We start from the raw sequence: 22,920 nt of genomic DNA on the forward strand, positions 1-22,920 counted from the left end.
ACCCAAACATGCCGAGAGGCCCATAGTGACCTTGCCCGCGCGTAACCTGCTTGCCGAAGAGGCCAGCCCCTATCTGCAGCAGCACAGCGACAATCCCGTGCATTGGCGGGGCTGGTCGCCCGCGGCCCTTGCCGAAGCCAAGGAACTGCGGCGGCCGATCCTGCTCTCCATCGGCTACGCCGCCTGCCACTGGTGCCATGTCATGGCGCATGAAAGCTTCGAGAACGATGCCGTGGCGGCCGTCATGAACCGGCTCTACGTGAATATCAAGGTCGATCGCGAGGAGCGTCCCGACATCGACCAGATCTACATGGCGGCGCTGCACGCCATGGGCGAGCAGGGTGGATGGCCGCTGACCATGTTCCTGACGCCGGACGGCAAGCCTTTCTGGGGCGGTACTTACTTCCCGCGCGAGGCGCGCTATGGCAGGCCAGGCTTCATCCAGGTGCTGGAGGCTGTCGATAAAGCCTGGCGCGAGAAGCAGCGGAGCCTCGCCGAAAGCGCCGACGGCCTGACCACCCATGTCGAGCAGCGGCTCGCTGGCGCCAAGGGCAAGGCGGTGCTCGATCGCGACGCGCTTGCCGATCTCGCCGGCCGCATCGACGGCATGATCGACCGCGATCTCGGCGGCCTGCGCGGCGCGCCGAAATTCCCCAATGCGCCTTTCATGCACACCTTATGGCTGTCCTGGCTGCGCGACGGCCACGCGGCCCATCGCGACGCCGTGCTCTTCAGCCTCGAAAAAATGCTCGCCGGCGGCATCTACGACCATGTCGGCGGCGGCCTCAGCCGCTACTCGACCGACGCCGAATGGCTGGTGCCGCATTTCGAGAAGATGCTCTATGACAACGCCCAGCTCATCCGCCTGTGCAATTGGGCTTATGCGGCTACGGGCGACGGCTTGTTCCGGATACGAATCGAAGAGACGGTCGCCTGGCTGCTGCGCGAGATGCGGGCAGACAGCGGCGCTTTCGCCGCCAGCCTCGACGCCGACAGCGATGGCAAGGAGGGGCTTTTCTACACATGGAGCCGCGACGAGGTCGAAACCGCGCTCGGCGATGATTCAGCCGCCTTCTTCAGCTGGTTTGAACTGGCGGCCCCGGATGGCTGGGAGGGCAAGCCGATCATTTGCCAGAGCCAGGCGCAGCAGCGCGCGGGCGTTGCCGGCTACGCTCAGGTCGCGCCGCTCAAGGCAAAACTGCTGGCCGTCCGCGAGCAGCGCGTCAGGCCAGGCCGCGACGGCAAGGCGCTCACCGACTGGAACGGCCTGATGATCGCGGCGCTGGCCGAGGCCGGCCGTTCCCTTGCAAGGCGCGACTGGATCGATGCCGCTGCCAAAGCCTTCGCCCATATCGTCGAGGCAAGCCGGGACGGCCGCCTGCCGCACTCCATGCTTGGCGCGAAGAAGCTTTTCCCGGCGCTGTCGAGCGACTACGCCGCAATGATCAACGCCGCGATCGCGCTGTTCGAGGCGACCGGCGATCCGGCCTATTCGGACCGCGCCAGGCACTTCACCGACGCGTTGGACCGATGGCACCAGGACGCCGACAAGACCGGCTACTGGCTGACGGCGTCGGACAGCGGCGACGTTCCGATCCGCATCCGCGGCGATGTCGATGAAGCAATCCCCTCGGCGACAAGCCAGATCGTCGAAGCGCTGGTGCGACTTTCCTCGCTCACCGGCGATCTCAATCTTTGGCAAAAAGCCTGGACGACCGCCGAGCACGCTATGGGCCGCGCCGCGCAACATGCCTACGGCCAGGCCGGGATCGTCAATGCCTGCGCCGTGGCGCTCGAACCGCTAAAGCTCGTCGTCATCGACAAGCCGGATTCTTCAAGCCTCGTTCCGGTCGCGAATCGAAATCCCGACCCGCGCCGGGTCGACATCGTCGTGCCGCTTGGTGCGGGGACGAATCGACCGTCATTGCCGGGTGGCGTGCTGCCGCCGACGGACAAGCCGGGCGCCTGGTTCTGCACCGGGCAAGTATGCCTGCCGGTTGTCACGGATGCGAGCGAACTGGAGAAGCTGTTGCGGCGAAACTAGCGCTCACCCTCCTCCTTGTGGGGAGGGTCGGCTCACGATCGCAGCAAAGCGTAAATCGTGAGGCGGGTGTGTTGAGGCGAAAGAGTCTTTGGACCCCCATCCGCTTCGCGGATCGACCCTCCCCACAAGGGGGAGGGTAGGCCAATCACGTATTCATCGAATCGAAGAAATCGGCGTTGGTCTTGGTCTGCTTCAGCTTGTCGATAAGGAACTCGATCGCGTCGGTGGTTCCCATCGGCGCCAGGATTCGGCGCAGGACGAAGATCTTCTGCAGGTCCGAGCGCGGCACCAGAAGGTCTTCCTTGCGGGTACCCGACTTGAGGATGTCGATCGCCGGATAGATGCGCTTGTCGGCCACCTTGCGGTCGAGCTGGATTTCGCAGTTGCCGGTGCCCTTGAACTCTTCGAAAATGACTTCGTCCATGCGGCTGCCGGTGTCGATAAGCGCGGTCGCGATGATGGTGAGCGAACCGCCTTCCTCGATGTTGCGGGCGGCGCCGAAGAAGCGCTTCGGGCGCTGCAGCGCGTTGGCGTCGACACCGCCGGTCAGCACCTTGCCGGATGACGGCACCACGGTGTTGTAAGCACGGCCGAGGCGGGTGATCGAATCGAGCAGGATGACGACATCGCGGCCATGCTCGACCAGGCGCTTGGCCTTTTCGATCACCATTTCGGCGACCTGCACGTGGCGCGCCGCCGGCTCGTCGAAGGTCGAGGAGATCACTTCGCCCTTAACCGAGCGCTGCATGTCGGTCACTTCTTCCGGACGCTCGTCGATCAGTAGCACGATCAGGTAGCATTCCGGGTGGTTGGCGGTGATCGAGTGCGCGATGTTCTGCAAAAGCACCGTCTTGCCGGTGCGCGGCTGGGCGTTGATCAGCGCGCGCTGGCCCTTGCCGATCGGCGCGACCAGGTCGATCACACGCGGCGAGATGTCCTTGGTGGTCGGAGGGTCGACCTCCATCTTCAGCCGCGATGTCGGATAGAGCGGCGTCAGGTTGTCGAAGTGGATCTTGTGCCGTATCTTTTCCGGATCGTCGAAATTGATGGTGTTGACCTTGAGCAGCGCGAAATAGCGTTCGCCCTCTTTCGGGCTGCGGATCGGCCCTTCGACAGTGTCGCCGGTCTTGAGCGAAAAGCGCCTGATCTGCGACGGCGAAATATAGATGTCGTCGGGACCTGGCAGGTAATTGGCATTCGCCGAGCGCAGGAAGCCGAAGCCGTCCTGCAACACCTCGACCACGCCGTCGCCGATGATTTCGATGTCCTGGGCGGCGAGCTTCTTCAGGATCGCGAACATCAGCTCCTGCTTGCGCATGACGCTGGCGTTCTCCACCTCGAGCGATTCGGCATAAGCGATCAGCTCTGGCGGCTTCTTGTTCTTGAACTCTGCGAGTTTCATTTCTTGCATTAGATAGACTCTGGGTAGGCTTTGGGGAGGAAAATCGGCTGAATACGACAAATGCCGGGCGCGGCCGAAGCGAGAAAAAGGGGCGGCGCATGACGGGAAGGAAGACCCGTCTTTTATCGTCGGTCGCTTGAAAGAGCAAGCCGCCTTTTGCTGGGATGGGGAAGCTTAAAACGGCTTCACGACAACCAGGATGACGATGACGATCATCAGCAATGTGGGGATCTCGTTGACGATCCGCCAGTGCCTCGCCGGTTTTTCGTTCTTGTCCTCGGCGAATTTCCGCACCGCGCCGGCGAGATAGCCGTGCAATCCCGAAAGCAACAGCACCGCGAGGATCTTGGCGTGCAGCCAACCGCCCTGGAATCCGAAGCCCTTCCAGGCCAGCCACAGCCCGAACACCCAGGTCGCGATCATCGCCGGATTGATGATGCCGCGCAGCAGCCGGCGCTCCATCACCTTGAAGGTCTCGGACTGGGCCGAGCCTTTCTCGGCGTCGACATGATAGACGAAGAGCCGCGGCAGATAGAGCATGCCAGCCATCCAGGCGATGACGGCGATGACGTGAATGGCCTTCGCCCAGGGATAGAAGCCGTCGCCGGCCACAAAGTAGAGGAGCGCCGTCAGCGCGACGAGCGCGCCGATGCCGACCGCCATGCGCTTCATCGCCTGGCCGGTGCTGTTGTCATTGCCGGTCCTGAGGTCCTTGCTTGCCTCGCTCATCGGTGGCTTCTCACCATTTTCACCATCGCCTCGACATGCGCCACAGGCGTTTCCGGCGTGATGCCATGGCCGAGATTGAAGATCAGCGGCCCGCCGCCGAGGCTTCCAAGAATTGCCTCGACGCCGTCGGCCAGCGCCTTGCCGCCGGCGACCAGGCGCAGCGGATCGAGATTGCCTTGCACCGCGCCTTCGCGCTGCAGCGTCTTTGCCATCGACAACGGCACCGTCCAGTCGAGGCCGAGACCGGCAATGCCAGTCTTCTTCCTGTAGTCGCGATAGCGGTCGCCGGCGCCTTTTGGAAAACCGATCACCGGCACGTCGGGATGAGCCGCCTTCACCTGCCGGACGATTTCGGCCACCGGCTCGACGCAGAACGCCTCGAAGGACGGCTCGTCCAATACGCCCGACCATGAATCGAAAATCTGCACCACATCGGCGCCGGCTTCGATCTGGCGGATGAGATAGGCGGCCGAATGATCGGCCAGTATCGTCAGAAGCCGTGCGAAGGCCTCGGGCTCGCGATAGGCGAAAAGCCGCGCCGGTCCCTGGTCCGGCGTGCCATGGCCCGCGATCATGTAGGTCGCCACCGTCCAGGGCGCGCCGCAGAAGCCGATCAGCGTCGTCGGCCCGGGCAGTTTCACGCGCAACCGGCGCACGGTCTCGTAGACCGGTTCGAGATTCACGTGAAACGTTTCGCTGTTCAACGCCGAAATCTCGGCAGCCGTGATCGGCTTCAGGATCGGCCCGCGGCCCTCTTCGAAACGCACATCCCGCCCCAAGGCATTGGGCACGACGAGGATGTCGGAGAACAGGATCGAGGCATCGAAGCCGAAGCGCTCGATCGGCTGCAGCGTCACTTCGACGGCAAGGTCCGGATCGTAGCAGAGATCGAGGAAGGATCCCGCCCGCTTCCTCGTCTCCCGATATTCAGGAAGATAGCGGCCTGCCTGACGCATCATCCAGAGCGGCGGCGGTGAGACGGTCTCGCCCTTGAGGACGTCGAGCATGATCCGCTTCTCAGGCATTTCGGCGTTAGCCCCTTCCTGCAGCGCCGCGCATCCTTGGGGCGAGCAAGGACGCTGCAGCGCTTTCATGTGGTGCATGGTTCCCTTCCGAGCCCTGGGTTCGGCGGTCATGCACGGCCCCTCTTAAATCAAATATCTATTTTAAAAGAGTCTTCTGATTCTAAGAGTCTGTTGGTTGTGGTGGTTGCGACCTGTCCCGCCTGCGGCTCGAAAAGGCCAGTCAGCATATTGTCGCGTACTCACTTTCGCTATTTGGAGCGATCTGGGGACGACGCGGATTCGGGCTTTGGAGTCAAAAGCTTGGCCTTTGCCGTTGCGGGCCGTCGACTGTGGATGAAACCGGCCGGGAAAAGTTGATCCCCGGTTTTGTCCCCAGCGCCGCGACAAAGCCTACAGCGGGGCGAATTGTGGACAAGCAGCCATCTGATACAGTCGCTTTCTTAGCCAAGGCCCTCCCATCCAGCCTTGTCCACAATTGCCCACAGCCTGGACCCATCCCCTGTGAACAAACCTCAGAGCTTCTTTCACCTGCACCTGATTTCCGACGCCACCGGCGAAACGCTGCTGGCGGCGGGTCGCGCGGCCTCCGCCCAGTACAAGGACGCGCGCGCCATCGAGCACATCTATCCGCTGATCCGCACCGAAAAGCAGGTCGCCAAGGTATTCGAGGATATCGAGGAGGAGCCCGGCATCATTCTCTATACCGTCGTTGACCAGAAGCTCGCGCGCTCGATCGACGAGCGCTGCGCCACCATGGGCCTGCCTTGCGTCTCGGTGCTGGAGCCGGTGCTGACCGTCTTCCAATCCTATCTCGGCACGCCCGCAGGCCGCCGCGTCGGCGCCCAGCATGTGCTCGACGCCGAATATTTCCGCCGCATCGATGCTCTGAACTTCACCATGGAGCATGATGACGGCCAGCTGCCCGCCAACATGGACGACGCCGACATCGTGCTGATCGGCATCTCGCGCACCTCCAAGACGCCGACCAGCATCTATCTCGCCAATCGCGGCATCAAGACCGCCAACATCCCGATCGTGCTCGGCGTGCCGCTGCCGGAAAGCCTGATCGCCGCCAAGACGCCGCTTGTCGTCGGCCTTATCGCCACGGCCGAGCGCATCTCGCATGTCCGGCAGAATCGCGTCCTCGGCAACAGCGCCGCCTTTGTGTCGACAGACTATGTCGATCGCGCCGCGATCAACGAGGAACTCGCCTATGCGCGCCAGCTATGCACCCGGCATGGCTGGCCGATGATCGATGTCAGCCGCAGGTCGATCGAGGAAACCGCGGCGGCCATCGTTGCCCTAAGGGGAAAGAACAGATAATTGGGGACGCGTGAGCTGCCGCTTAGCCATGCAGCGTTGCGAAGTGTGAAGGTAACGGCATGGATCCTAGGGTCTGCGCCGCGTCGCTTCGCTCCTTGCTTCGCCCTAGGATGACGACGGCGTCATGACCTGCTGCTAATCGCAAGCCTTGGCGCCTGGCAATTGTGCGACCAAATAGCGAGCAGCCGATGGCATACGAAAACTTTGGAGATTGGCCGAAACAACCCTCCCGTTCGTCATCCTAGGGCGGAGCAGTCGCGAAGCGACCCGGCGCAGACCCTAGGATCCATGCCGTTACCGTCGCCGAGGAGCGCAGCGGTCCAAGACATTGCTCGCTGCGGCGCCCATCTCCTGTTCGGTTCAACCTTTAGGCAACCACAAACCATGCCCGAAAAAATCGTCCTCGCCTCAGGCAGCCCGTTCCGCAAATCGATGCTGGTTGACGCCGGGCTCGACATCGAGGCGGTGCCGGCCAAGGTCGACGAGCGCGCGCTCGAGGCGCCCCTGCAGGACAGCGGCGTTTCGCCGGAGGATGTCGCCTCGATCCTTGCCGAAGCCAAGGCGGTCGAGGTCAGCGAACGCAAGCCCGGCGCGCTGGTGCTGGGCTGCGACCAGACCTTGTCGCTCGGCGACGAGATTTTTCACAAGCCGGGCGACATGGAAGGCGCCCGCCGCCACCTGCTCGCGCTGTCCGGCAAGACGCATCAATTGAACAGCGCCGTCGTGCTCTGCCGCGATGGCGAGGTGCTGTGGCGCCATGTCGGCGTCGCCAGCCTGACGATGCGCAAGCTCGACCCGGCCTTCATCGGCCGGCATCTGGCCCGCGTCGGCGCCAAGGCGCTGTCGAGCGTCGGCGTCTATCAGATCGAGGGCGAGGGCATCCAGCTGTTCGAGAAGATCGAGGGCGACTATTTCACCATCGTCGGCCTGCCGTTGCTGCCGGTGCTGGAGGAACTGCGCGCTCTGGGAGCGATCGATGGCTGAGAGGCGGGCCTTTGTCACCGGACATCCGATCGCGCATTCGCGCTCGCCGAAGATCCACGGCCATTGGCTGGCGAAATACGGCATCGACGGCAGCTACCAGGCGATCGACGTCCGCCCGGAAGATCTCGCTTCCTTCCTGGGATCGCTGAGCGGCAGCGGCCTTCGCGGCGGCAATGTCACCATTCCGCACAAGGAAACCGCCTTCGCCCTGGTCGACAGTCGCGACGAAGCGGCCGAGACGATCGGCGCGGTCAACATGCTGTGGCTGGAAGACGGCCGGCTGTGGGGCAGCAATTCGGACTGGATCGGCTTTGCCGGCAACCTCGACCAATATGCGCCCGGCTGGGCGGCGAATGGCCCGGCCGTGGTGCTGGGCGCGGGCGGCGCCTCCCGCGCCGTGATCCATGCGCTGAAGCAGCGCGGCGTCAAAGACATCCGCATCGTCAACCGCACGCTGCCGAGAGCAAAGGAACTCGCCGGCCGGTTCGGCGCCGGGGTTTCCGCACATGGCGCTGATGCGGTCGGCGGGCTGCTTGCCGATGCCGGCCTGCTCGTCAACACCACCTCGCTCGGCATGCACGGCGATGCGACCCTTGCCGCCGATCCGGGCGGCTTGCCGGACCACGCCATCGTTACCGACATTGTCTATGTGCCGCTCGAGACGCCTTTGCTTGCCGCGGCGAAGGCGCGGGGCCTCAAGACGGTCGACGGGCTTGGCATGCTGCTGCATCAGGCGGTGCCCGGCTTCCAACGCTGGTTCGGCAGGAAGCCCGAAGTCACGCCCGAACTGCGGCGCATGATCGTCGCCGACATCGAAGGCCATTGACGGCATGATCGTGCTTGGCCTCACCGGATCGATCGGCATGGGCAAGTCGACCACGGCAAGGATGTTCGCCGATGCGGGCGTACCGGTGCATGATTCCGACGAGACCGTGCATCGGCTTTACTCGGGCAAGGCGGCGCCGCTGGTCGAGGCGGCTTTTCCGGGCACGACGCAAGCGGGCGTGGTCGATCGCGACAGGCTGGCCGAGAAAGTGCTGGGTGATCCCGCAGCGCTGAAGAAGCTGGAGGCGATCATCCATCCGCTGGTGCGCGCCGACGCCGACGCGTTCCTGGCGAGGCACCGAGCCGCCGGCGTGCCGGTCGCCGTGCTCGACATTCCGCTCTTGTTCGAGACCGGCGGCCGCAACCGCGTCGACAAGGTCGTGGTCGTCACCGCGTCGCCCGAAATCCAGCGGGCCCGCGTGCTGGCGCGGCCCGGCATGAGCGAGGCGAAATTTGACGCCATCCTGGCCAAGCAGGTGCCGGACGCCGAAAAGCGCCAGCAGGCCGATTTCATCGTCGACACCGGTCAAGGCTTCGATGTCGCCCGCCGCGCTGTGGGGGCGATCATTGCCGAACTGCAGGAGCCGGATGTTTCCTGAATCCGCGTCTAAATCCAGGAAATAGAGCTGGTGTCGTCCAAAACCGCTTCACAATTTTCGGCATCATGCTCTGGGGATAACGGGGGCGGCCCGGCTCCTGACTCTTGCTGTCAGCAGCACCCATTGCCATTTCCCGCCAGGGCATCATGCTGTGCGCTTGCAAAGGCCAACTGATTCGAATGCGTGAGATCATCTTCGATACGGAAACCACGGGCCTCGATCTGCGCGACGATCGCATCATCGAGCTCGGTGGCGTCGAGCTGGTCAACCGCTTCCCGACCGGCCGCACCTTCCACAAATTCATCAATCCGCAGGGACGCGCCATCCATGCCGAGGCGCAGGCCGTGCACGGCATCAGCGCCGCCGACCTGGTCGGCAAGCCGACCTTCGCCGAAATCGCCGAGGAGTGGCTGGCCTTCACCGACGGCGCCAAGCTGATCGCCCACAACGCCACCTTCGATATCGGCTTCCTCAACCTCGAGTTCAGCCGGCTCGACCGCCCGGCCATCGATCCCGGCCGCATCGTCGACACGCTGGCGCTGGCGCGCCGCAAGCATCCGATGGGTCCGAATTCGCTGGACGCGCTCTGCCGCCGCTACGGTATCGACAACGCCCGCCGCACCAAGCACGGCGCGTTGCTCGATTCCGAATTGCTGGCCGAGGTCTATATCGAGCTCATTGGCGGCAAGCAGGCGGCGCTGGTTCTGGAGGCCGTGGCGGTGCAGATGAACGGCAACGGCGAGGTGGCCGATATCGACATCTCGATCGGCGCCCGACCGATCGCCCTGCCGCCGCGGTTGACGGAGGTCGATCGCGCAGCGCATGCCGGGCTTGTCGCGACGCTCGGCGAAAAGGCACTGTGGCTGAAGGTGGCTGTGGGTTGAGCGGACTACTGGCCCGGTAGCGATCCTTCGCGCCCCCCTCTGGCCTGCCAGCGTCTCCAACAAAAAAGCCCGGCGCGAAGCCGGGCTCTCGATACGATGTGGCGCCAGTTAGCCTCAGCTCACCTGGACCTTGCTCGCGGCCTGGTCCTCGGCAATCCTCTGCTGGAACATCTGCGCGAAATCGATCGGGTCGAGCATCAGCGGCGGAAAGCCGCCATTGCGGGTGGCATCGGCGACGATCTGGCGGGCAAAGGGGAACAAAAGCCGCGGGCATTCGATGAACAGGATCGGCAGCATGTGCTCCTGCGGGAAGCCGCTGATGGCGAAGACGCCGCCATAGACCAGCTCGACATTGAACAGCACTTCCTGGTCGAAGGAGGCCTTGGCGTTCAGCGTCAGGTTGACGTCGAACTGCTTGTCCGAAAGCGGGTTGGCGTTGACGTTGACGTTGATGGCGATGCCCGGAGCCTTGTCGCGGCCGCGCAGCGAATTCGGCGCGCCGGGGCTTTCGAAGGACAGGTCCTTCACATACTGGGCAAGCACATTGAGCGAGGGCTGGTTCTGGTTGCCGTTACCGTTGGCGGCGCCCGTCGCGGCGTCATCGTTGCTGGCCATGAGCCTTTAGTCCTTTTGCCTGGGCAGCGTTGCTGACCGGATTGAAATCGCGGGTTCGCTACCATGGCCGGCCAGACAAAACAAGTTTTGCCGCCCTTATCGGCAGATGGAACAGGACAGCGCAAACGCTGGGGATTGGCGAACCGCCCCCAACCTCGTCATCCTAGGGTCTGCGCTACGCTACGCGTCGCTCCGCCCTAGCATGACGATCGCTATGGGCGTTTCGGCCAATCTCCAAGGCATGCCACCTGCCAACGCAAACAGAGCCGACCGGTCAGAATCCGGTCCGGGACTAATCGTTTTTCAGCCGCCGCCACGGGGAATTGTGATCCGGCCGGTCCGGATAGTCGTCGCGCGAATAGTCGCTGTCGTCGAGGTCGATGACGTCGTCGCGCCGGCGGGCCGAAAAGCCGCGGCTGAAGCTGGTCGCCATGACGATGCGGTTCTTGAGCAGCCGCCAGGCAAAGTCGCGCACCGGCGGCAGAAGCAGGAGAATGGCGAAGATGTCGGTGATGAAGCCGGGGATGATCAGCAGGATCGCCGCCAGCACGATCATCGCGCCATGCGCGAGCTGGCGGCTCGGGTCGCGTCCGGCATCCATTTCCGTCCGCACCCGCGCCATGACGCCAAATCCCTGATGCCGCAGAAGCAGGCTGCCGGCGACGCTGGACAGGATGACCAGCCCGACCGTCGCCAGGGCGCCGATTTCGCGGCCGACAACGACGAAGCCGGCGATCTCCAGCAGCGGCAGCAGCAGCAGGAACAGCGGGATGAACGAAATGCGCAAGTCTTTGACCGATCGCTTTCTTCTTTTGCGGCGCTTGCGGACAATCGCCGCTGGCCTTGGCGCCCTTAGATAGGTATGGCTGCCTTTGATTTGAATGATTGCGCCTGCCGTTCTATATGCTTTGAATGTTGAACGCTATGCGACCGCGGTCCCCAGGGGCTAAGCCGGTCCGCAAGGACAGGGATCGAGTTGGCGGAAAATATGGGTTTCTTCGACTTCGGCACGATTTTCTTCCTGATTGCGGCGGTTGTGATTTTTTTCCAGCTGCGCAACGTGCTTGGACGTCGCACCGGAAACGAGCGTCCGCCCTTCGATCCCTATTCGGCGAGCCGCGCGCGCGAGGCTGATACGGCGCAGAAGCCTGAAAATGTGGTCTCGCTGCCGCGCAAGCGCATGCCGGGCGAAACCGCGGCCGAGACCTATGCCGATATCGACGCCTTCGCCAAGCCGGACACCGACCTCAACAAAGGCCTGCGCACGATCAAGGACAATGACGCGTCCTTCGAACCGAAGAGCTTCGTCGACGGCGCCAAGATGGCCTATGAGATGATCGTCATGGCCTATGCCGATGGCGACCGTAAGACGCTGAAGAACCTCCTGTCGCGCGAAGTCTATGATGGTTTCGTAGCCGCGATCGGCGAGCGCGAGGCGAAATCGGAAAAGATCCAGTCGTCCTTCGTCGGCATCGACAAGGCCGACATCGTCGCCGCCGAGATGAAGGGTTCGGAGGCGCATATCACGCTGCGTGTCGTCTCCGAACTGATCTCGGCGACCCGCGACAAGGCCGGCGCCGTCATCGACGGCGACCCGGAAACCGTGGCCGAGGTCAAGGATGTCTGGACCTTCGCCCGCGACACCCGCTCGCGCGACCCGAACTGGAAGCTCGTCGCCACCGAAGAAGAAGACTGAGACATAGCGGCGGGGCCCAGTCGTGCCGCTCTCTCCCACATTCAGCCGGAAATCCTTCAGCGACTTGCCCGGTTGGGGCGAGGATGACCACCGCGCTGCATTCGCCGCCTTTCGCCGCTCGGCCTTCCAGGCTCCGGTGAAGCCTTACCGCTCCGGATCGCTCGGCGTCGATTTCAATGCTTTTGCCGAGGCCTATGCCGAGGCGCGTGCCGTTTCGGAGCCGAATCGGTCCGCGGCGCGATCCTTCTTCGAACGGCATTTCGTTCCGATGCTGGTGGAGGCTGAAGAGGGCGCCGGTCTGGTCACCGGCTTCTATGAGCCCGAGGTCGAGGCCTCGCCGGTCAGGACCGAGCGGTTCGTCGTGCCGCTGCTTTCCCGCCCCGCCGACCTGGTCGACATCGACGACGACAACCGACCCACCGGTATGGACGCCTATCTCGCCTTTGCCCGCCGCACGGATCATGGCCCGGTCGAATATTTCGATCGCGGCGCGATCGAGCGCGGCGCGCTGTCCGGGCAAAATCTCGAAATCGCCTGGCTCGCCGAAAAGGTCGACGCCTTCTTCATCCATGTGCAGGGCGCGGCGCGGTTGAAGATGACCGACGGCAGGCTCGCCCGCGTCACCTATGCGGCGAAATCAGGCCAGCGCTTCACCGGTCCCGGCAAAACCTTGAGCGACCTCGGCGAAATCCCGCTGGAAAAGGTCACGATGCAGTCGATCCGCGCCTGGTTCAAGGCGCACCCGGATCGCGTCGATGAGATCCTGTGGCGGAACCGTTCCTACATCTTCTTCCGCGAGGCAGCGGTCGACGATGCCTCGCTCGGACCGATCGCCGCCGCCAAGGTGCCGCTGACGCCCGGCCGCTCCGTCGCGGTCGACCGCCTGCTGCATACTTTCGGCACGCCTTTCCATATCGACGCGCCGACGCTCACCGCCTTCGACCGGAAACCGTTCCGGCGGCTGATGATCGCGCAGGACACCGGCTCGGCCATCACCGGGCCCGCGCGGGGCGATCTCTTCGCCGGCTCGGGCGACGCCGCCGGCGAGATCGCCGGCGTGGTCCGCAACGCTGCCGACTTCTACGCGCTGGTGCCGCGCGCATTGATCGATGGAGCGCGCCGGTGAGCCGCCGCGACGATCATCTCAGCGACGACGACCGCATCCTGTGGAACCTGGTGGCGCGTTCGGCCCGGCCGCTGAAAGGCAAGGCCGTCGTCGAGATCCCCGACATCGTCGAGCCCAAGCCGGCACCGGCGGCCGCTGCGGCCAACGGCGTTCCGGCGACAGCCGCAAAACCCAAGCCGCAGCATGTGGCGCACGTGCTGGACGACCAGACGCTGCAGAAGCTGAAGAAAGGCCGGCTGCCGATCGAAGGCCGGGTCGACCTGCACGGCATGACGCAGGACGAAGCCTATTCGCTGCTGCTGACTTTCCTGCACCGCGCGCATGCCGGCGGCATACGCTATGTGCTGATCATCACCGGCAAGGGGTCGTCCTCCGGCGGCGACGGCATCCTGCGCCGCGCCGTGCCGGCATGGCTGTCGACCCCGGCCTTCCGGCACCTGGTGTCCAGCCACGACCACGCCGCCCGCAACCATGGCGGCTCGGGCGCGCTCTATGTGCGGTTGCGGCGGATACGCTCATGAGCAGGCCGGCCAAGAGGACGCGCCGGTGACCCCGTTCGGCGAGAAGCTCAGGGCGTTGCGCGCAGAGCGCGGCGTCAGCCAGAAGGCGATGGCTGAGGCCATCGGCGTCAGCGCCGCCTACCTGTCGGCGCTCGAGCATGGCCGCCGCGGCGCCCCGACCTGGACGCTGATCCAGAAGATCATCGGCTATTTCAACATCATCTGGGACGATGCCGAGGACCTCGCGCGGCTCGCCGAAAGCTCGCATCCAAGGGTCCGGATCGACACGTCCGGCCTGTCGCCGGCGGCGACCGAGCTGGCCAACCTGCTGGCCGAAAGCATCGAAAGGCTCGACGAGGCGGAACTCCGGAAAATCACCGCATCGGTCCGGGCCGCGCTGAGGCGATAGTTTGCCCGGATGAAATGGGTGCGGTTAGGGCAATTGCAGGAAAGTGTGACACGGTTTTCCGTCGGGAATTGCGTCAAAACAAAGAGATAGAGCGTTTCACCGTTTCCGTGAAACGGTGAAAAGCGCTAGCCGAAGCCGCGAGGGCCGAGGGTCTCGCGTTCCACAGCGCAGGCAGCCCTCGCGATTTCTCACTCTTGAGATCACGGCTTGCCGGCGCCGGCGCCGTTGGTGCTGCCACGGCCGCCATTGCCGCCATTGTCGCCGTGATGGTCGCGGCCGCCGTTTCCGCCGCCCAGGCAATTGGCGCTGCTGACGCTGCAGCAGCGACCGCTCCACAGGTCGTTGAGGTTGCTCTTGGCGCAGCTTTTGACGGTGTCGTCGGCCAGGGCCGATCCGGTCAGCGCCGACACCGCGACGGCGGCAAGCAAGGTGTTTCGCAAAAAGGCGGTCATTCGAAGTCTCCATGGTTGGGTTTCTGTCCACGGCTGTGTGTCGCCGAGCGCACGGAAACGGTTCATGGAGTTGTGCGAAAAAATTCGGAGGTCCCGTCGCTTCGTCGCCAACGGCGGAGGCGGTGGAGCGCCTCGCGAAGAAAGTAGGGTGTCAGTTCCTACTGCACCGAGCCGACCAGTACCGCCTGGCCGTCGCGGATCGACACCCAGCGTCCGGTGTTGTCGATCGCCTGCCGCTTCAGGAAGCGGTAGCCCGTCGCATCCCAGGCTCTGACCTTGTCGGTGAGGTTGTCGAGCACATAGTCGCCCTTGTCGGTGCGGACGGTCAAAACCGAATGGCCCTCGCCGTCGGGCTTGCGCACGACGGTGATCAGCAGGTCGGCCAGCGACATGCCCATGCGGTAAAGCACGCGGCGCTTTTCCAGCACATAGTCCTCGCAGTCGCCATAGCCGTCGTCCGGATAGGCCCAGACTTCGTCCTTGCCGTAGTGATCGAGATCGCTCATCGGCTTGACGCCGGCGTTGATCCCGGCGCTCACGCTGGTCAGCCTGCGCCACAGCGCGTCCGTCATCTTTGCCGGATCGAGATTGACCGGACGGATGTTGCATTCGCCCGGATTCGACTTGCAGAAATCGTAGTGGCCGATCGGCTGCGAGGTCAGGCCGCCCGTGGTCATCGCGCCCGCCGCCCAGGCGGGTGCTGCCCAGTGAGCCGAAATCGCCAGTCCTGCGACTGAACACAAGCGCAGAATCCGCGCTATCGCTGAGGAAATCATTGCCCCCGCCGCCCTGTTCTTTATTAACGAAAGGTTAAAGGCGATTTACAGTCCGTGTCAATTAGAGACGACGGCTAGTTTGGCGGCATGGTTACCTGGACGGTCCCGTAGCGGCGTTTTCGCAACAGCGGCACGGCGCAAACACAGGCATCCCCGGCGGCGGCAGCTCGTTTCACAGTTTTCGTGGAATTGCCCCGACAATCAGCTTTTGGCGGAACGGACCAGTTTCGGCTTCGCCGCCACCCGGTGCTGGCGGCCGTAGCTGGAAATGAAGTCGACGATGCGCGGCACGATCTCCGAGCGGAAGCGCGAGCCGTTGAAGACGCCGTAATGGCCGACGGCCGGCTGCATGTAATGCGCTTGCTTGTCGGCCGGGATGTTGATGCAAAGGTCGTGCGCGGCCTGGGTCTGGCCGAGGCCGGAAATGTCGTCGTTCTCGCCCTCGATGGTCAGCAGCGCGACGTTGCGGATCGCCTTCGGATCGACCGGCTCGCCGCGATGCGTCATCTCGCCCTTCGGCAAAGCATGGCGCACGAACACGGTGTCGACCGTCTGCAGGTAGAATTCCGCCGTCAGGTCCATTACCGCCAGGTACTCGTCATAGAAGTCGCGATGCTTTTCGGCGTTGTCGCCGTCATTCTTCACAAGGTGCATGAAGAAGTCCTTGTGGGCGATGATGTGGCGGTCGAGGTTCATGCTCATGAAGCCCGAGAGCTGCAGGAAGCCGGGATAGACCTCGCGGCCGAAGCCCGGCACCGGCCAGGGCGCCTGCATGACGACGTTGTCGCGGAACCAGTTGATGCCCTTCTCCTTGGCCAGGAGATTGACCGCGGTCGGATTGCGGCGCGTGTCGACCGGGCCGCCCATCAGCGTCATGGTGGCGGGCACGAAGGGATCGCCGCGCTTTTCCATCAGCGCCACCGCCGCCAGCACCGGCACCGAAGGCTGGCACACCGCCATCACATGCGTGTCGGGGCCGAGCGCATGGAACATCTCGATGACATAGTCGATATAGTCGTCGAGATCGAAGCCGCCTTGCGCCGCCGGCACCATGCGGGCATCGACCCAGTCGGTGATATGCACGTCGGCGTGAGGCAGCATCGCCTCGACCGTGCCGCGCAGCAGCGTCGCGTAGTGACCCGACATCGGCGCCACGATCAGCAGCTTGGGATCGGGCTTGCGGCCGGCCGGCACGGCGCGTTCGAAGCGGATGAGATCGCAGAACGGCTTCGACCAGACCGTCTTTTCCGTGACGTCGACGCTTTTCCAGTCGACCACGGTCTTGTCCAGGCCGAATCGCGGCTTGCCGTAGCGGCGGGTCGTGCGCTCGAACAGCTCGGCGCCCGCCGCGACCGAGCGGCCGAAGGTGGTGTGCGAGATCGGATTGAGCGGATTTGAGTAGAACAGCCGGACGGCGTCGGCATAGAGGCGGGCCGGCTGCAGCGCCGCATGGTTCATTTCGTAGAGCTGGTAGAACATCGCGAACCCCGCTGCCGTCCGACGACCAAAGGGACGACGGACAGCGCCGAGCCTTGAATGTCTCGCGCGGAGGTTAACAAGATATTGTTGCGATGCAATACGTCATTTTGTCTGACGAATGCAACTTTCGTTCAACCTGTTGAAAACCGGCCTTGCGCGAGCGAGCCGGCTCAATGTGCGCTGCAGAAATGTGAAAGATATGTGTCCGGTCCGTCGAGCCGGAGACGGCCATGATCCCCGAACCGATGGGCGGCGGCGCAGGATGATGGTCCGGCAGACGGACGGCTCAGACGCGCGCCATGCAGACGGCGGTGTGGCCCGAACCGATGAAACCGAGCTGGCTCGCGGCCCCGCGGGAGAGATCGAGCACGCGTCCCTTCACGAACGGGCCGCGGTCGTTGATGCGCACGACGACGCTGCGACCATTGTCCTTGTTGGTGACCTTGAGCCTGGTGCCGAAAGGCAGGCTGCGGTGGGCGGCAGTCAGCGCCGAGGGGTTCATGCGTTCCCCCGAGGCGGTTCGGGAATGCAGGGCATACCAGGATGCGCGGCCGCACTGCGCGGCGGCGGAGGAGGCCGACGACGCGCCAGCCATCAGGCCAGCCGCGATCGTCACCGCGACAAGCGCGGTCTGGTTGGTTTTCTTCATCTTTTGGGGGGTGGCTCCGTTACTAGATAGCCCCGCCTAAGTGCCGAATGAGGCGGGAAATGCGGCAACCATCTGGCGGTTCCGTGGCGACGGCACACGTTTGGAGTCGCCGCGAAACAGTTTGTCATGATATTTCCGGCACCAAGAAGGCGTATTCTCGATGAATATCGGACCGACAACCGGGACGTTCCGGGCAAGATCGGTCCTCAGGAGTCAAGTAGAGGGGGACGGAACTGCTTCAGTTCCTCCGCGTCTTTTGTTGCGTCCCTGTCACCTTTCAGGATCGACTTTCACAGAGGGTTCAGCCGATGCGATTGATCAGGTTTGTGCTGGCGCTGGTCGTGCTTGGCATCGGCGCGCTGTGGTCGCTGCAGGGCCTCGGCCTGGTCAAGGGCAGCTTCATGACCGGCCAGACACAATGGCTCTATGTCGGGCTCATCACCATGCTGGTCGGCGTCGTCGGGTTGAGCTGGGCGAGCCGCTCGCGAATCTGACGACCGCGCACCGGGAGCTGGCGCCGCGCCGGTATTCCAGGGGCCTGTGAGGCGGCGTCATCGCCGCCGTCTTCCGGCCGGAGATTGCGTCGAGACACAGGAATAGAGCGATTCACCGTTCAGTGGGACGGTGAACCGCTCGAGGGCAACGAGTAGCGGCGCCCGGCGGGTCAGGCGGCCTTTGCCGCCGGCTTGGCTGACTTGACGTGGGTGACGCTGCGGCGTCCGTCGACGCTGACCGGCACGTCGCCGTCGACGGTGGCGCGGCGCACGATCCGGTGCTCGCCGCCATAGTCGTTCACCGCGTAATGCTGCGTGGCCCGGTTGTCCCAGATCGCGACGTCACCGGCCTGCCACCGCCATCGCACCGTATTCTCAGGCGTCGTCACATAGCTCTGGAACAGCTCGTAAAGTTTCGCGGAGTCGCTCTTCGACAGGCCGACGAAGCGCTGGACGAAATTGCCGAGCAGCAGCGACCGCTCGCCGGTCTCCGGATGCACGCGCACGACAGGATGTTCGGTCTCGTAGACGGTCGAGGTGAAGACCTCCTCGAAATGCTTCCGTTCCTCGGCCGAGGCGCGGGGGCGCACGGCGGCATAATCATAGGCATTGCTGTGGATGGCCCAGAGATTGTCCGCCAGGAGCCTGAGCGGCGCCGGCAGGCTGTCATACGCGGCCTGCGTGTTGGACCAGATGGTATCGCCTCCAGCCGCGGGGATGACGACGCCGCGCAGCACGGAGAATTTCGGATAGGCGTCCACGAAGGTGACGTCCGTGTGCCATTGGTCGGCGCGGCCGCCGCCGCGGCTCGAATCGAGATTGAGGATCGAGGCCGTCCCCGCCACCGGCCCTTGCGTGGGATGGGGCACGAGATCGCCGAGGCGCCGCGCGAACAACTCATGCTGCGAATCGTCGAGATGCTGCTGGCCGCGGAAGAACACGACCTTGTGCTTCAACAGCAGCTGGTTGATCGATGCGATGGTGGCGTCCGACAGGGCTCCGCCGAGGCGAATGCCTCTGATTTCGGCTCCGACGCGGGCCGTCAAGGGAACGATATCGGTCGCGGCGAGGATCTGGTCGACATGGTGGACAGCGACTGGATTGCTCATGGCACTCTCCTGGTTGCTCTTCGGGGAAAAAGACGGGATCGATCAGTGGGACCAGTACTGCCAGGCCCAGTATAAGCTTTCGTCGCGCGGCGGCGGCCGGTCGCGCTCGCCGGCAGGCAGCACCGCCGTCGGCGATTTCGGCTGGTCCTGCGGTCGCCTGTCGCCGGCGTGGAGACGCAACAACCATGTGCCGACATGGGCGAACAGCACGGCGGTGGAATGGGTCATCGTCTTCTCCTTCGCTCCGTTCATTCCCGCCCGGCCCAGGGCACCAGCGCCCGCTCGATCCGGCGGATGACGAATTCGAGCGCGAACGCGACCATCGCGATCACCAGAATGCCCATCACCACCACGTCGGTGACCAGGAACTGCGCCGCCGACTGGATCATGAAGCCGAGCCCGCGCGTCGCCGCGACCAGTTCGGCCGCGACCAGCGTCGACCAGCCGGCGCCGAGCGCGATGCGCAGGCCGGTGAGGATCGACGGCAGGGCGCTGGGCAGCACCACGTGGCGGATGAGCTGGCTTCGGGTTGCGCCCATCGAACGCGCCGCATCGATGCGCTCGCGCGAAACGCCGCGTACGCCGGCAGCGGTCGAGAGCGCCACCGGCGCCAACATGGCGATGGCGATCACCAGGATCTTCGACGGCTCGCCGATGCCGAACCAGATGACGATCAGCGGCAGATAGGCGAGCGGCGGGATCGGTCGCAGGAACTCGAGCAGCGGATCGAACACGCCGCGCCCGATCCTGCTGACGCCGATGGCAAGGCCGACCGGCACGCCGACGACGATCGCGGCGATCAGCGCCGCGAAGACCCGACCGAGCGACGCGACGAGGTGCTGGAGCAATGTCGCATCGACGAAACCGTCGCGGGCAACGACGACGAATTTGGCCCAGACGGCGGCCGGCGAGGGCAGGAAGACCGGCGACACCAGCTGCAGCGAGGCCGACACCGTCCAGGCGGCCAACAGCATGAGGATGGTGATCGCGCTGACCAGCCTTACGGAAATGACCACCCGTTTCGGCCGCGGCCGCGACCATGGCACGGAGAACCCGTCATTCTCGCCGGGCTTGGCGCCGGGGCGTTCGCTATAGGTGCCGACGCTCATGCCGCCTCTCCTTCGAAGATCGCGTCGGTCAGGTCCGCGCGGGCCGCGGCAAAGACTGGATCCGCCTTGATCGCGCGGATCGGCTCGCCGGCCGCATAGCGGCGGCCGAAATGCGTCTCGAATGTCCGCACCACGTGGCCGGGTCCCGGCGCCAGCACGACGACGCGGGTGGCAAGCACCAGCGCTTCCTCGATGCCGTGGGTGACCATCAGCACGCCGACGCGGCTTGCCCCCCACAGATCGAGCAGCGTCGTCTGCATGCGCTCGCGCGTCAGCGCATCGAGCGCTCCGAGCGGCTCGTCGAGCAGAAGGAATTCGGGCTCGGCGGCCAAGGCGCGGGCAAGGCCGACGCGCTGGCGCATGCCGCCGGAAAGCTCCCAGATGCGCTTGTCGCCGGCGTCGCCGAGCTTGACCAGCGACAGCAGCTCGTCGGCGCGCCGCGCCCTTGCGTCGGCGGATACGCCATGCAGGCGGAGCGCGAAGGCGACATTCTCTCGTGCCGTCAGCCAGGGAAACAGCGCGTCGTTCTGGAACACCACGGCGCGATCGGGTCCAGGCGCGGTGATCGGCCGCCCGTCGATCGTGGCCTTGCCCCACGCGGGCTCGACCAGACCGGCGGCCACGTTGAGCAGCGAGGTTTTGCCGCAGCCGGAACGGCCGACCAGCACGACGAAATCGTCCTTACCGATATCGAGCGAAACGCGCTCGACCGCCGGCGCCGGCTGGCCGTCATAATGGACACTGACCTTGTCGAGAACGAGATGCGGCAATGGGATCGAAGCTCCGCTGGATCAGGGCGTTGGTTAAACGGGCCCCGCCCCGGGACCGCGCCTCGTAAGCGGTCCCGGGACAGGCAAGCGCAAGGCCTGGGAAGGCCGCGCTTGCTCGGCAATTCCCGGAAGGGCGGTCGTCCTTCCCGAAATTGCGTGGAGAAGCTCAGTTCGAGGCGAGCGCCTCGCCGGCATATTTCGAGGTCACGTATTTCGAATAGTCGGGCAGCACGGAGTCGATCTTGCCCTGCTCCTTGAGGAAGGCGGACGTCGCCGCGATCGCCTTGACCGTGCCGCCGCCGAGGAACCTGTCCGAGGCCTGCTCGTCGAGCGACGGGAAGACATAGCCCTTGAGCAGCTCCGGCACCTCTTCCAGCCTGGCGCCGGTCAGCTTGGCGATCTTGCCGGCCTCGGGCGAGGACACCGACCAGGCCTCGGGCTTGGCGAGGAACCGGGCATAGGCCTCGCCGGTCACCTTGACGAAGTCGCGCACCGCCTCGGGGTGCTTCTCGGCAAAGTCGGCGCGTACGATCCAGGCGTCGAAAGTCGGCGCGCCCCAGGCGGCCACCTGTGAGGAGTCCAGCACCACCTTGCCGGACGTCTTCACCTGGCCGAGCGCCGGGTCCCAGACATAGGCCGCGTCGATGTCGCCGCGCGCGAAGGCGGCGGCGATCTCCGGCGGCCTCAGATTGAGGATCTGGACCGACTTCGGAATCGACGCCCTCATGCTTCAGCGCTGCGAGCAGGCTGTAATGCGTGGTCGACACGAACGGCACGGCCACTTTCTTGCCGGCGAGGTCGGCGACCTTCTCGATGCCGGCGCCGTTGCGCGCGACCAGCGCTTCCGACGGACCGATCAGGCCGACGACGAAGATGGTCTCGATCGGCAGCTCGCGGCTGGCGGCCGCGGCCAGCGGACTGGAGCCGACATAGCCGATATCGACAGAGCCTGAAGCGATGGCGGCGATGACATCGGCGCCGGAATCGAACTTGCGCCAGTCGATCGTGGCCTTGGTCGCCTTCTCATAGGCGCCGTCGGACTGCGGCACCTTTGAGGGCTCGACCACCGTCTGGTAGCCGATGGTGATCTTGAGATCCTCGGCGCTGGCCGGACCGAGCAGGACGGCAGCCGTAAGCGCCGCCGACGAGAAAAGCAGAATGCGTCGTGATACGATTGACATGAAAGGCTCCCTGAAAAAACCGGATTGCCTTTCCATCGTCTGCTAATTCTATCGGGTTTGTAGAGTTAAATCCTTCTAACGAAGGCGGCGTTGTTGGAAAGTGTCGCCGGGTACCGGCGGCGGAAGCGCAAAAGGAAGGTCGCGGGTGGCTGGTAAGGAGCGCGACCCGCGCTCTCCGTCGTCTTTGGCACTTGGCAGAGCCGTCCGCGCAGTCGTCATTCTAGGGCGGAGCAAGGAGCGTAGCGACGCGCGCAGACCCTAGAATCCATGCCGTTATGCTAAGGCGTTGCAACGGTTACAGAATTCTACGCCGTTGCGCCCTGCGGCAGCGGTCACGGCATGGATACTCAGGTCAAGCCCGAGTATGACGACGTGACGGAGGATTCGGCTAACCGCGCAGGTTGGCGCGGAAGCGGCCGCTCAACCCGCCACCACCTTCAGCACAGCGCCAACGTCCGCGATTTACCGAGGCGTGTCCGTCCGGTCGTCATTCTAGGGCGGAGCAAGGAGCGAAGCGACGTGCAGACCCTAGAATCCATGCCGTGAGATATGAGCGATGCTACGGTGCAGAACGATCCTACCTAGAAGGCGCCGCCATGGCTTCCCCTTCTGAACCGCAGCATTTGTCTCGAAAGTAACGGCATGGATCCTAGCGTCTGCGCTCCGCTCCGCGGACCTCCGCCGAATGAAAAATCCTCCTGTCAGCTCATCTCAGCAAATTCATGCTTCAAAATACAGGC

Annotated in this window: 24 protein-coding genes and 1 pseudogene; 11 read left to right on the forward strand and 14 right to left on the reverse strand. The window is 64.4% G+C overall.

Annotated elements, in window-relative coordinates; translation table 11 throughout:
- Positions 1-25 precede the first annotated feature (25 nt).
- The gene (locus F3H96_RS18535) at positions 26-2,044 is read left to right on the forward strand and encodes a thioredoxin domain-containing protein (RefSeq protein ID WP_149803172.1); all 2,019 of its coding nucleotides are present in this window, start codon (positions 26-28) and stop codon (positions 2,042-2,044) included.
- Positions 2,045-2,189: 145 nt separating this feature from the next.
- Here the strand turns inward: F3H96_RS18535 and rho are convergent, their stop codons facing one another.
- The 3 genes from rho to hemE form a co-directional block, all read right to left on the reverse strand.
- A complete protein-coding gene (gene rho, locus F3H96_RS18540) occupies positions 2,190-3,455 on the reverse strand; it encodes a transcription termination factor Rho (protein ID WP_149803173.1) in 1,266 nt (421 codons plus the stop codon).
- Between the two features lie 165 nt (positions 3,456-3,620).
- Entirely contained in the window at positions 3,621-4,175 is a 555-nt protein-coding gene (gene hemJ / locus F3H96_RS18545) for a protoporphyrinogen oxidase HemJ (RefSeq protein ID WP_149803174.1), read from the reverse strand.
- Complete coding sequence (hemE, locus tag F3H96_RS18550; protein ID WP_149803175.1) at positions 4,172-5,200, reverse strand: uroporphyrinogen decarboxylase; 1,029 nt, start codon at positions 5,198-5,200, stop codon at positions 4,172-4,174. The genes hemJ and hemE overlap by 4 nt, the downstream gene beginning before the upstream one ends.
- A gap of 501 nt (positions 5,201-5,701) precedes the next feature.
- Here hemE and F3H96_RS18555 point away from each other — a divergent pair.
- The 5 genes from F3H96_RS18555 (at position 5,702) to dnaQ (ending at position 9,815) form a co-directional block, all read left to right on the forward strand.
- The gene (locus tag F3H96_RS18555; RefSeq protein ID WP_149803176.1) at positions 5,702-6,523 is read left to right on the forward strand and encodes a pyruvate, water dikinase regulatory protein; all 822 of its coding nucleotides are present in this window, start codon (positions 5,702-5,704) and stop codon (positions 6,521-6,523) included.
- 384 nt (positions 6,524-6,907) lie between these two features.
- Positions 6,908-7,507, forward strand: a complete 600-nt coding sequence (locus tag F3H96_RS18560) for a Maf-like protein (RefSeq protein ID WP_149803177.1) — start codon at positions 6,908-6,910, stop codon at positions 7,505-7,507.
- On the forward strand, positions 7,500-8,333 hold the full coding sequence (locus F3H96_RS18565; RefSeq protein ID WP_149803178.1) for a shikimate dehydrogenase: 834 nt from the start codon (positions 7,500-7,502) through the stop codon (positions 8,331-8,333). Before F3H96_RS18560 ends, F3H96_RS18565 begins: the two co-directional genes overlap by 8 nt.
- Before the next feature lie 4 nt (positions 8,334-8,337).
- Entirely contained in the window at positions 8,338-8,931 is a 594-nt protein-coding gene (gene coaE / locus F3H96_RS18570) for a dephospho-CoA kinase (RefSeq protein WP_149803179.1), read from the forward strand.
- Between the two features lie 179 nt (positions 8,932-9,110).
- Complete coding sequence (gene dnaQ, locus F3H96_RS18575; RefSeq protein ID WP_149803180.1) at positions 9,111-9,815, forward strand: DNA polymerase III subunit epsilon; 705 nt, start codon at positions 9,111-9,113, stop codon at positions 9,813-9,815.
- A gap of 114 nt (positions 9,816-9,929) precedes the next feature.
- On the opposite strand, the gene secB is transcribed toward dnaQ, so the two are convergent.
- Both secB and F3H96_RS18585 read right to left on the reverse strand, forming a co-directional pair.
- Entirely contained in the window at positions 9,930-10,430 is a 501-nt protein-coding gene (secB, locus tag F3H96_RS18580; RefSeq protein WP_149803181.1) for a protein-export chaperone SecB, read from the reverse strand.
- 292 nt (positions 10,431-10,722) lie between these two features.
- Complete coding sequence (locus F3H96_RS18585; RefSeq protein ID WP_149803182.1) at positions 10,723-11,217, reverse strand: FxsA family protein; 495 nt, start codon at positions 11,215-11,217, stop codon at positions 10,723-10,725.
- Between the two features lie 201 nt (positions 11,218-11,418).
- On the opposite strand from F3H96_RS18585, the gene F3H96_RS18590 reads away from it, so the two are divergent.
- Genes F3H96_RS18590 through F3H96_RS18605 form a run of 4 tightly spaced genes read left to right on the forward strand, consistent with a single transcriptional unit; the run spans position 11,419 to position 14,161 of the window.
- Positions 11,419-12,126, forward strand: a complete 708-nt coding sequence (locus F3H96_RS18590) for a Tim44/TimA family putative adaptor protein (protein ID WP_149803183.1) — start codon at positions 11,419-11,421, stop codon at positions 12,124-12,126.
- A 22-nt stretch (positions 12,127-12,148) separates the two neighbouring features.
- Positions 12,149-13,252, forward strand: a complete 1,104-nt coding sequence (locus F3H96_RS18595; RefSeq protein WP_149803184.1) for a murein transglycosylase A — start codon at positions 12,149-12,151, stop codon at positions 13,250-13,252.
- A complete protein-coding gene (locus F3H96_RS18600; RefSeq protein ID WP_149803185.1) occupies positions 13,249-13,773 on the forward strand; it encodes a Smr/MutS family protein in 525 nt (174 codons plus the stop codon). The genes F3H96_RS18595 and F3H96_RS18600 overlap by 4 nt, the downstream gene beginning before the upstream one ends.
- Positions 13,774-13,798: 25 nt before the next feature.
- Complete coding sequence (locus tag F3H96_RS18605) at positions 13,799-14,161, forward strand: helix-turn-helix transcriptional regulator (RefSeq protein ID WP_149803186.1); 363 nt, start codon at positions 13,799-13,801, stop codon at positions 14,159-14,161.
- Positions 14,162-14,361: 200 nt separating this feature from the next.
- Here the strand turns inward: F3H96_RS18605 and F3H96_RS18610 are convergent, their stop codons facing one another.
- From F3H96_RS18610 to F3H96_RS18625, 4 genes are all read right to left on the reverse strand, one after another.
- Entirely contained in the window at positions 14,362-14,613 is a 252-nt protein-coding gene (locus tag F3H96_RS18610; RefSeq protein ID WP_149803187.1) for a hypothetical protein, read from the reverse strand.
- Positions 14,614-14,771: 158 nt separating this feature from the next.
- Complete coding sequence (locus F3H96_RS18615; RefSeq protein ID WP_149803188.1) at positions 14,772-15,389, reverse strand: transglutaminase-like cysteine peptidase; 618 nt, start codon at positions 15,387-15,389, stop codon at positions 14,772-14,774.
- 201 nt (positions 15,390-15,590) lie between these two features.
- Entirely contained in the window at positions 15,591-16,868 is a 1,278-nt protein-coding gene (locus F3H96_RS18620) for a polyhydroxyalkanoate depolymerase (protein ID WP_149803189.1), read from the reverse strand.
- Between the two features lie 286 nt (positions 16,869-17,154).
- Positions 17,155-17,517, reverse strand: a complete 363-nt coding sequence (locus F3H96_RS18625) for a septal ring lytic transglycosylase RlpA family protein (RefSeq protein WP_149803190.1) — start codon at positions 17,515-17,517, stop codon at positions 17,155-17,157.
- Between the two features lie 308 nt (positions 17,518-17,825).
- On the opposite strand from F3H96_RS18625, the gene F3H96_RS18630 reads away from it, so the two are divergent.
- A complete protein-coding gene (locus F3H96_RS18630; RefSeq protein WP_149803191.1) occupies positions 17,826-18,011 on the forward strand; it encodes a hypothetical protein in 186 nt (61 codons plus the stop codon).
- A 170-nt stretch (positions 18,012-18,181) separates the two neighbouring features.
- On the opposite strand, the gene F3H96_RS18635 is transcribed toward F3H96_RS18630, so the two are convergent.
- From F3H96_RS18635 to tauA, 5 genes and pseudogenes are all read right to left on the reverse strand, one after another.
- Complete coding sequence (locus tag F3H96_RS18635) at positions 18,182-19,120, reverse strand: TauD/TfdA family dioxygenase (protein ID WP_149803192.1); 939 nt, start codon at positions 19,118-19,120, stop codon at positions 18,182-18,184.
- Positions 19,121-19,162: 42 nt separating this feature from the next.
- A complete protein-coding gene (locus tag F3H96_RS18640; RefSeq protein WP_149803193.1) occupies positions 19,163-19,348 on the reverse strand; it encodes a hypothetical protein in 186 nt (61 codons plus the stop codon).
- Positions 19,349-19,368: 20 nt separating this feature from the next.
- Positions 19,369-20,229: an ABC transporter permease subunit gene (locus tag F3H96_RS18645; RefSeq protein ID WP_149803194.1), complete on the reverse strand. Its 861-nt coding sequence runs from the start codon at positions 20,227-20,229 to the stop codon at positions 19,369-19,371.
- Positions 20,226-20,999, reverse strand: a complete 774-nt coding sequence (locus F3H96_RS18650; protein WP_149803195.1) for a taurine ABC transporter ATP-binding protein — start codon at positions 20,997-20,999, stop codon at positions 20,226-20,228. The genes F3H96_RS18645 and F3H96_RS18650 overlap by 4 nt, the downstream gene beginning before the upstream one ends.
- 166 nt (positions 21,000-21,165) lie before the next feature.
- Positions 21,166-22,180: pseudogene (gene tauA / locus F3H96_RS18655) on the reverse strand (taurine ABC transporter substrate-binding protein).
- Between the last annotated feature and the right edge of the window lie 740 nt (positions 22,181-22,920).

The sequence above is a fragment of the Mesorhizobium sp. NFR06 genome (assembly GCF_900115245.1).
Taxonomy (GTDB): Bacteria; Pseudomonadota; Alphaproteobacteria; order Rhizobiales; family Rhizobiaceae; genus Mesorhizobium.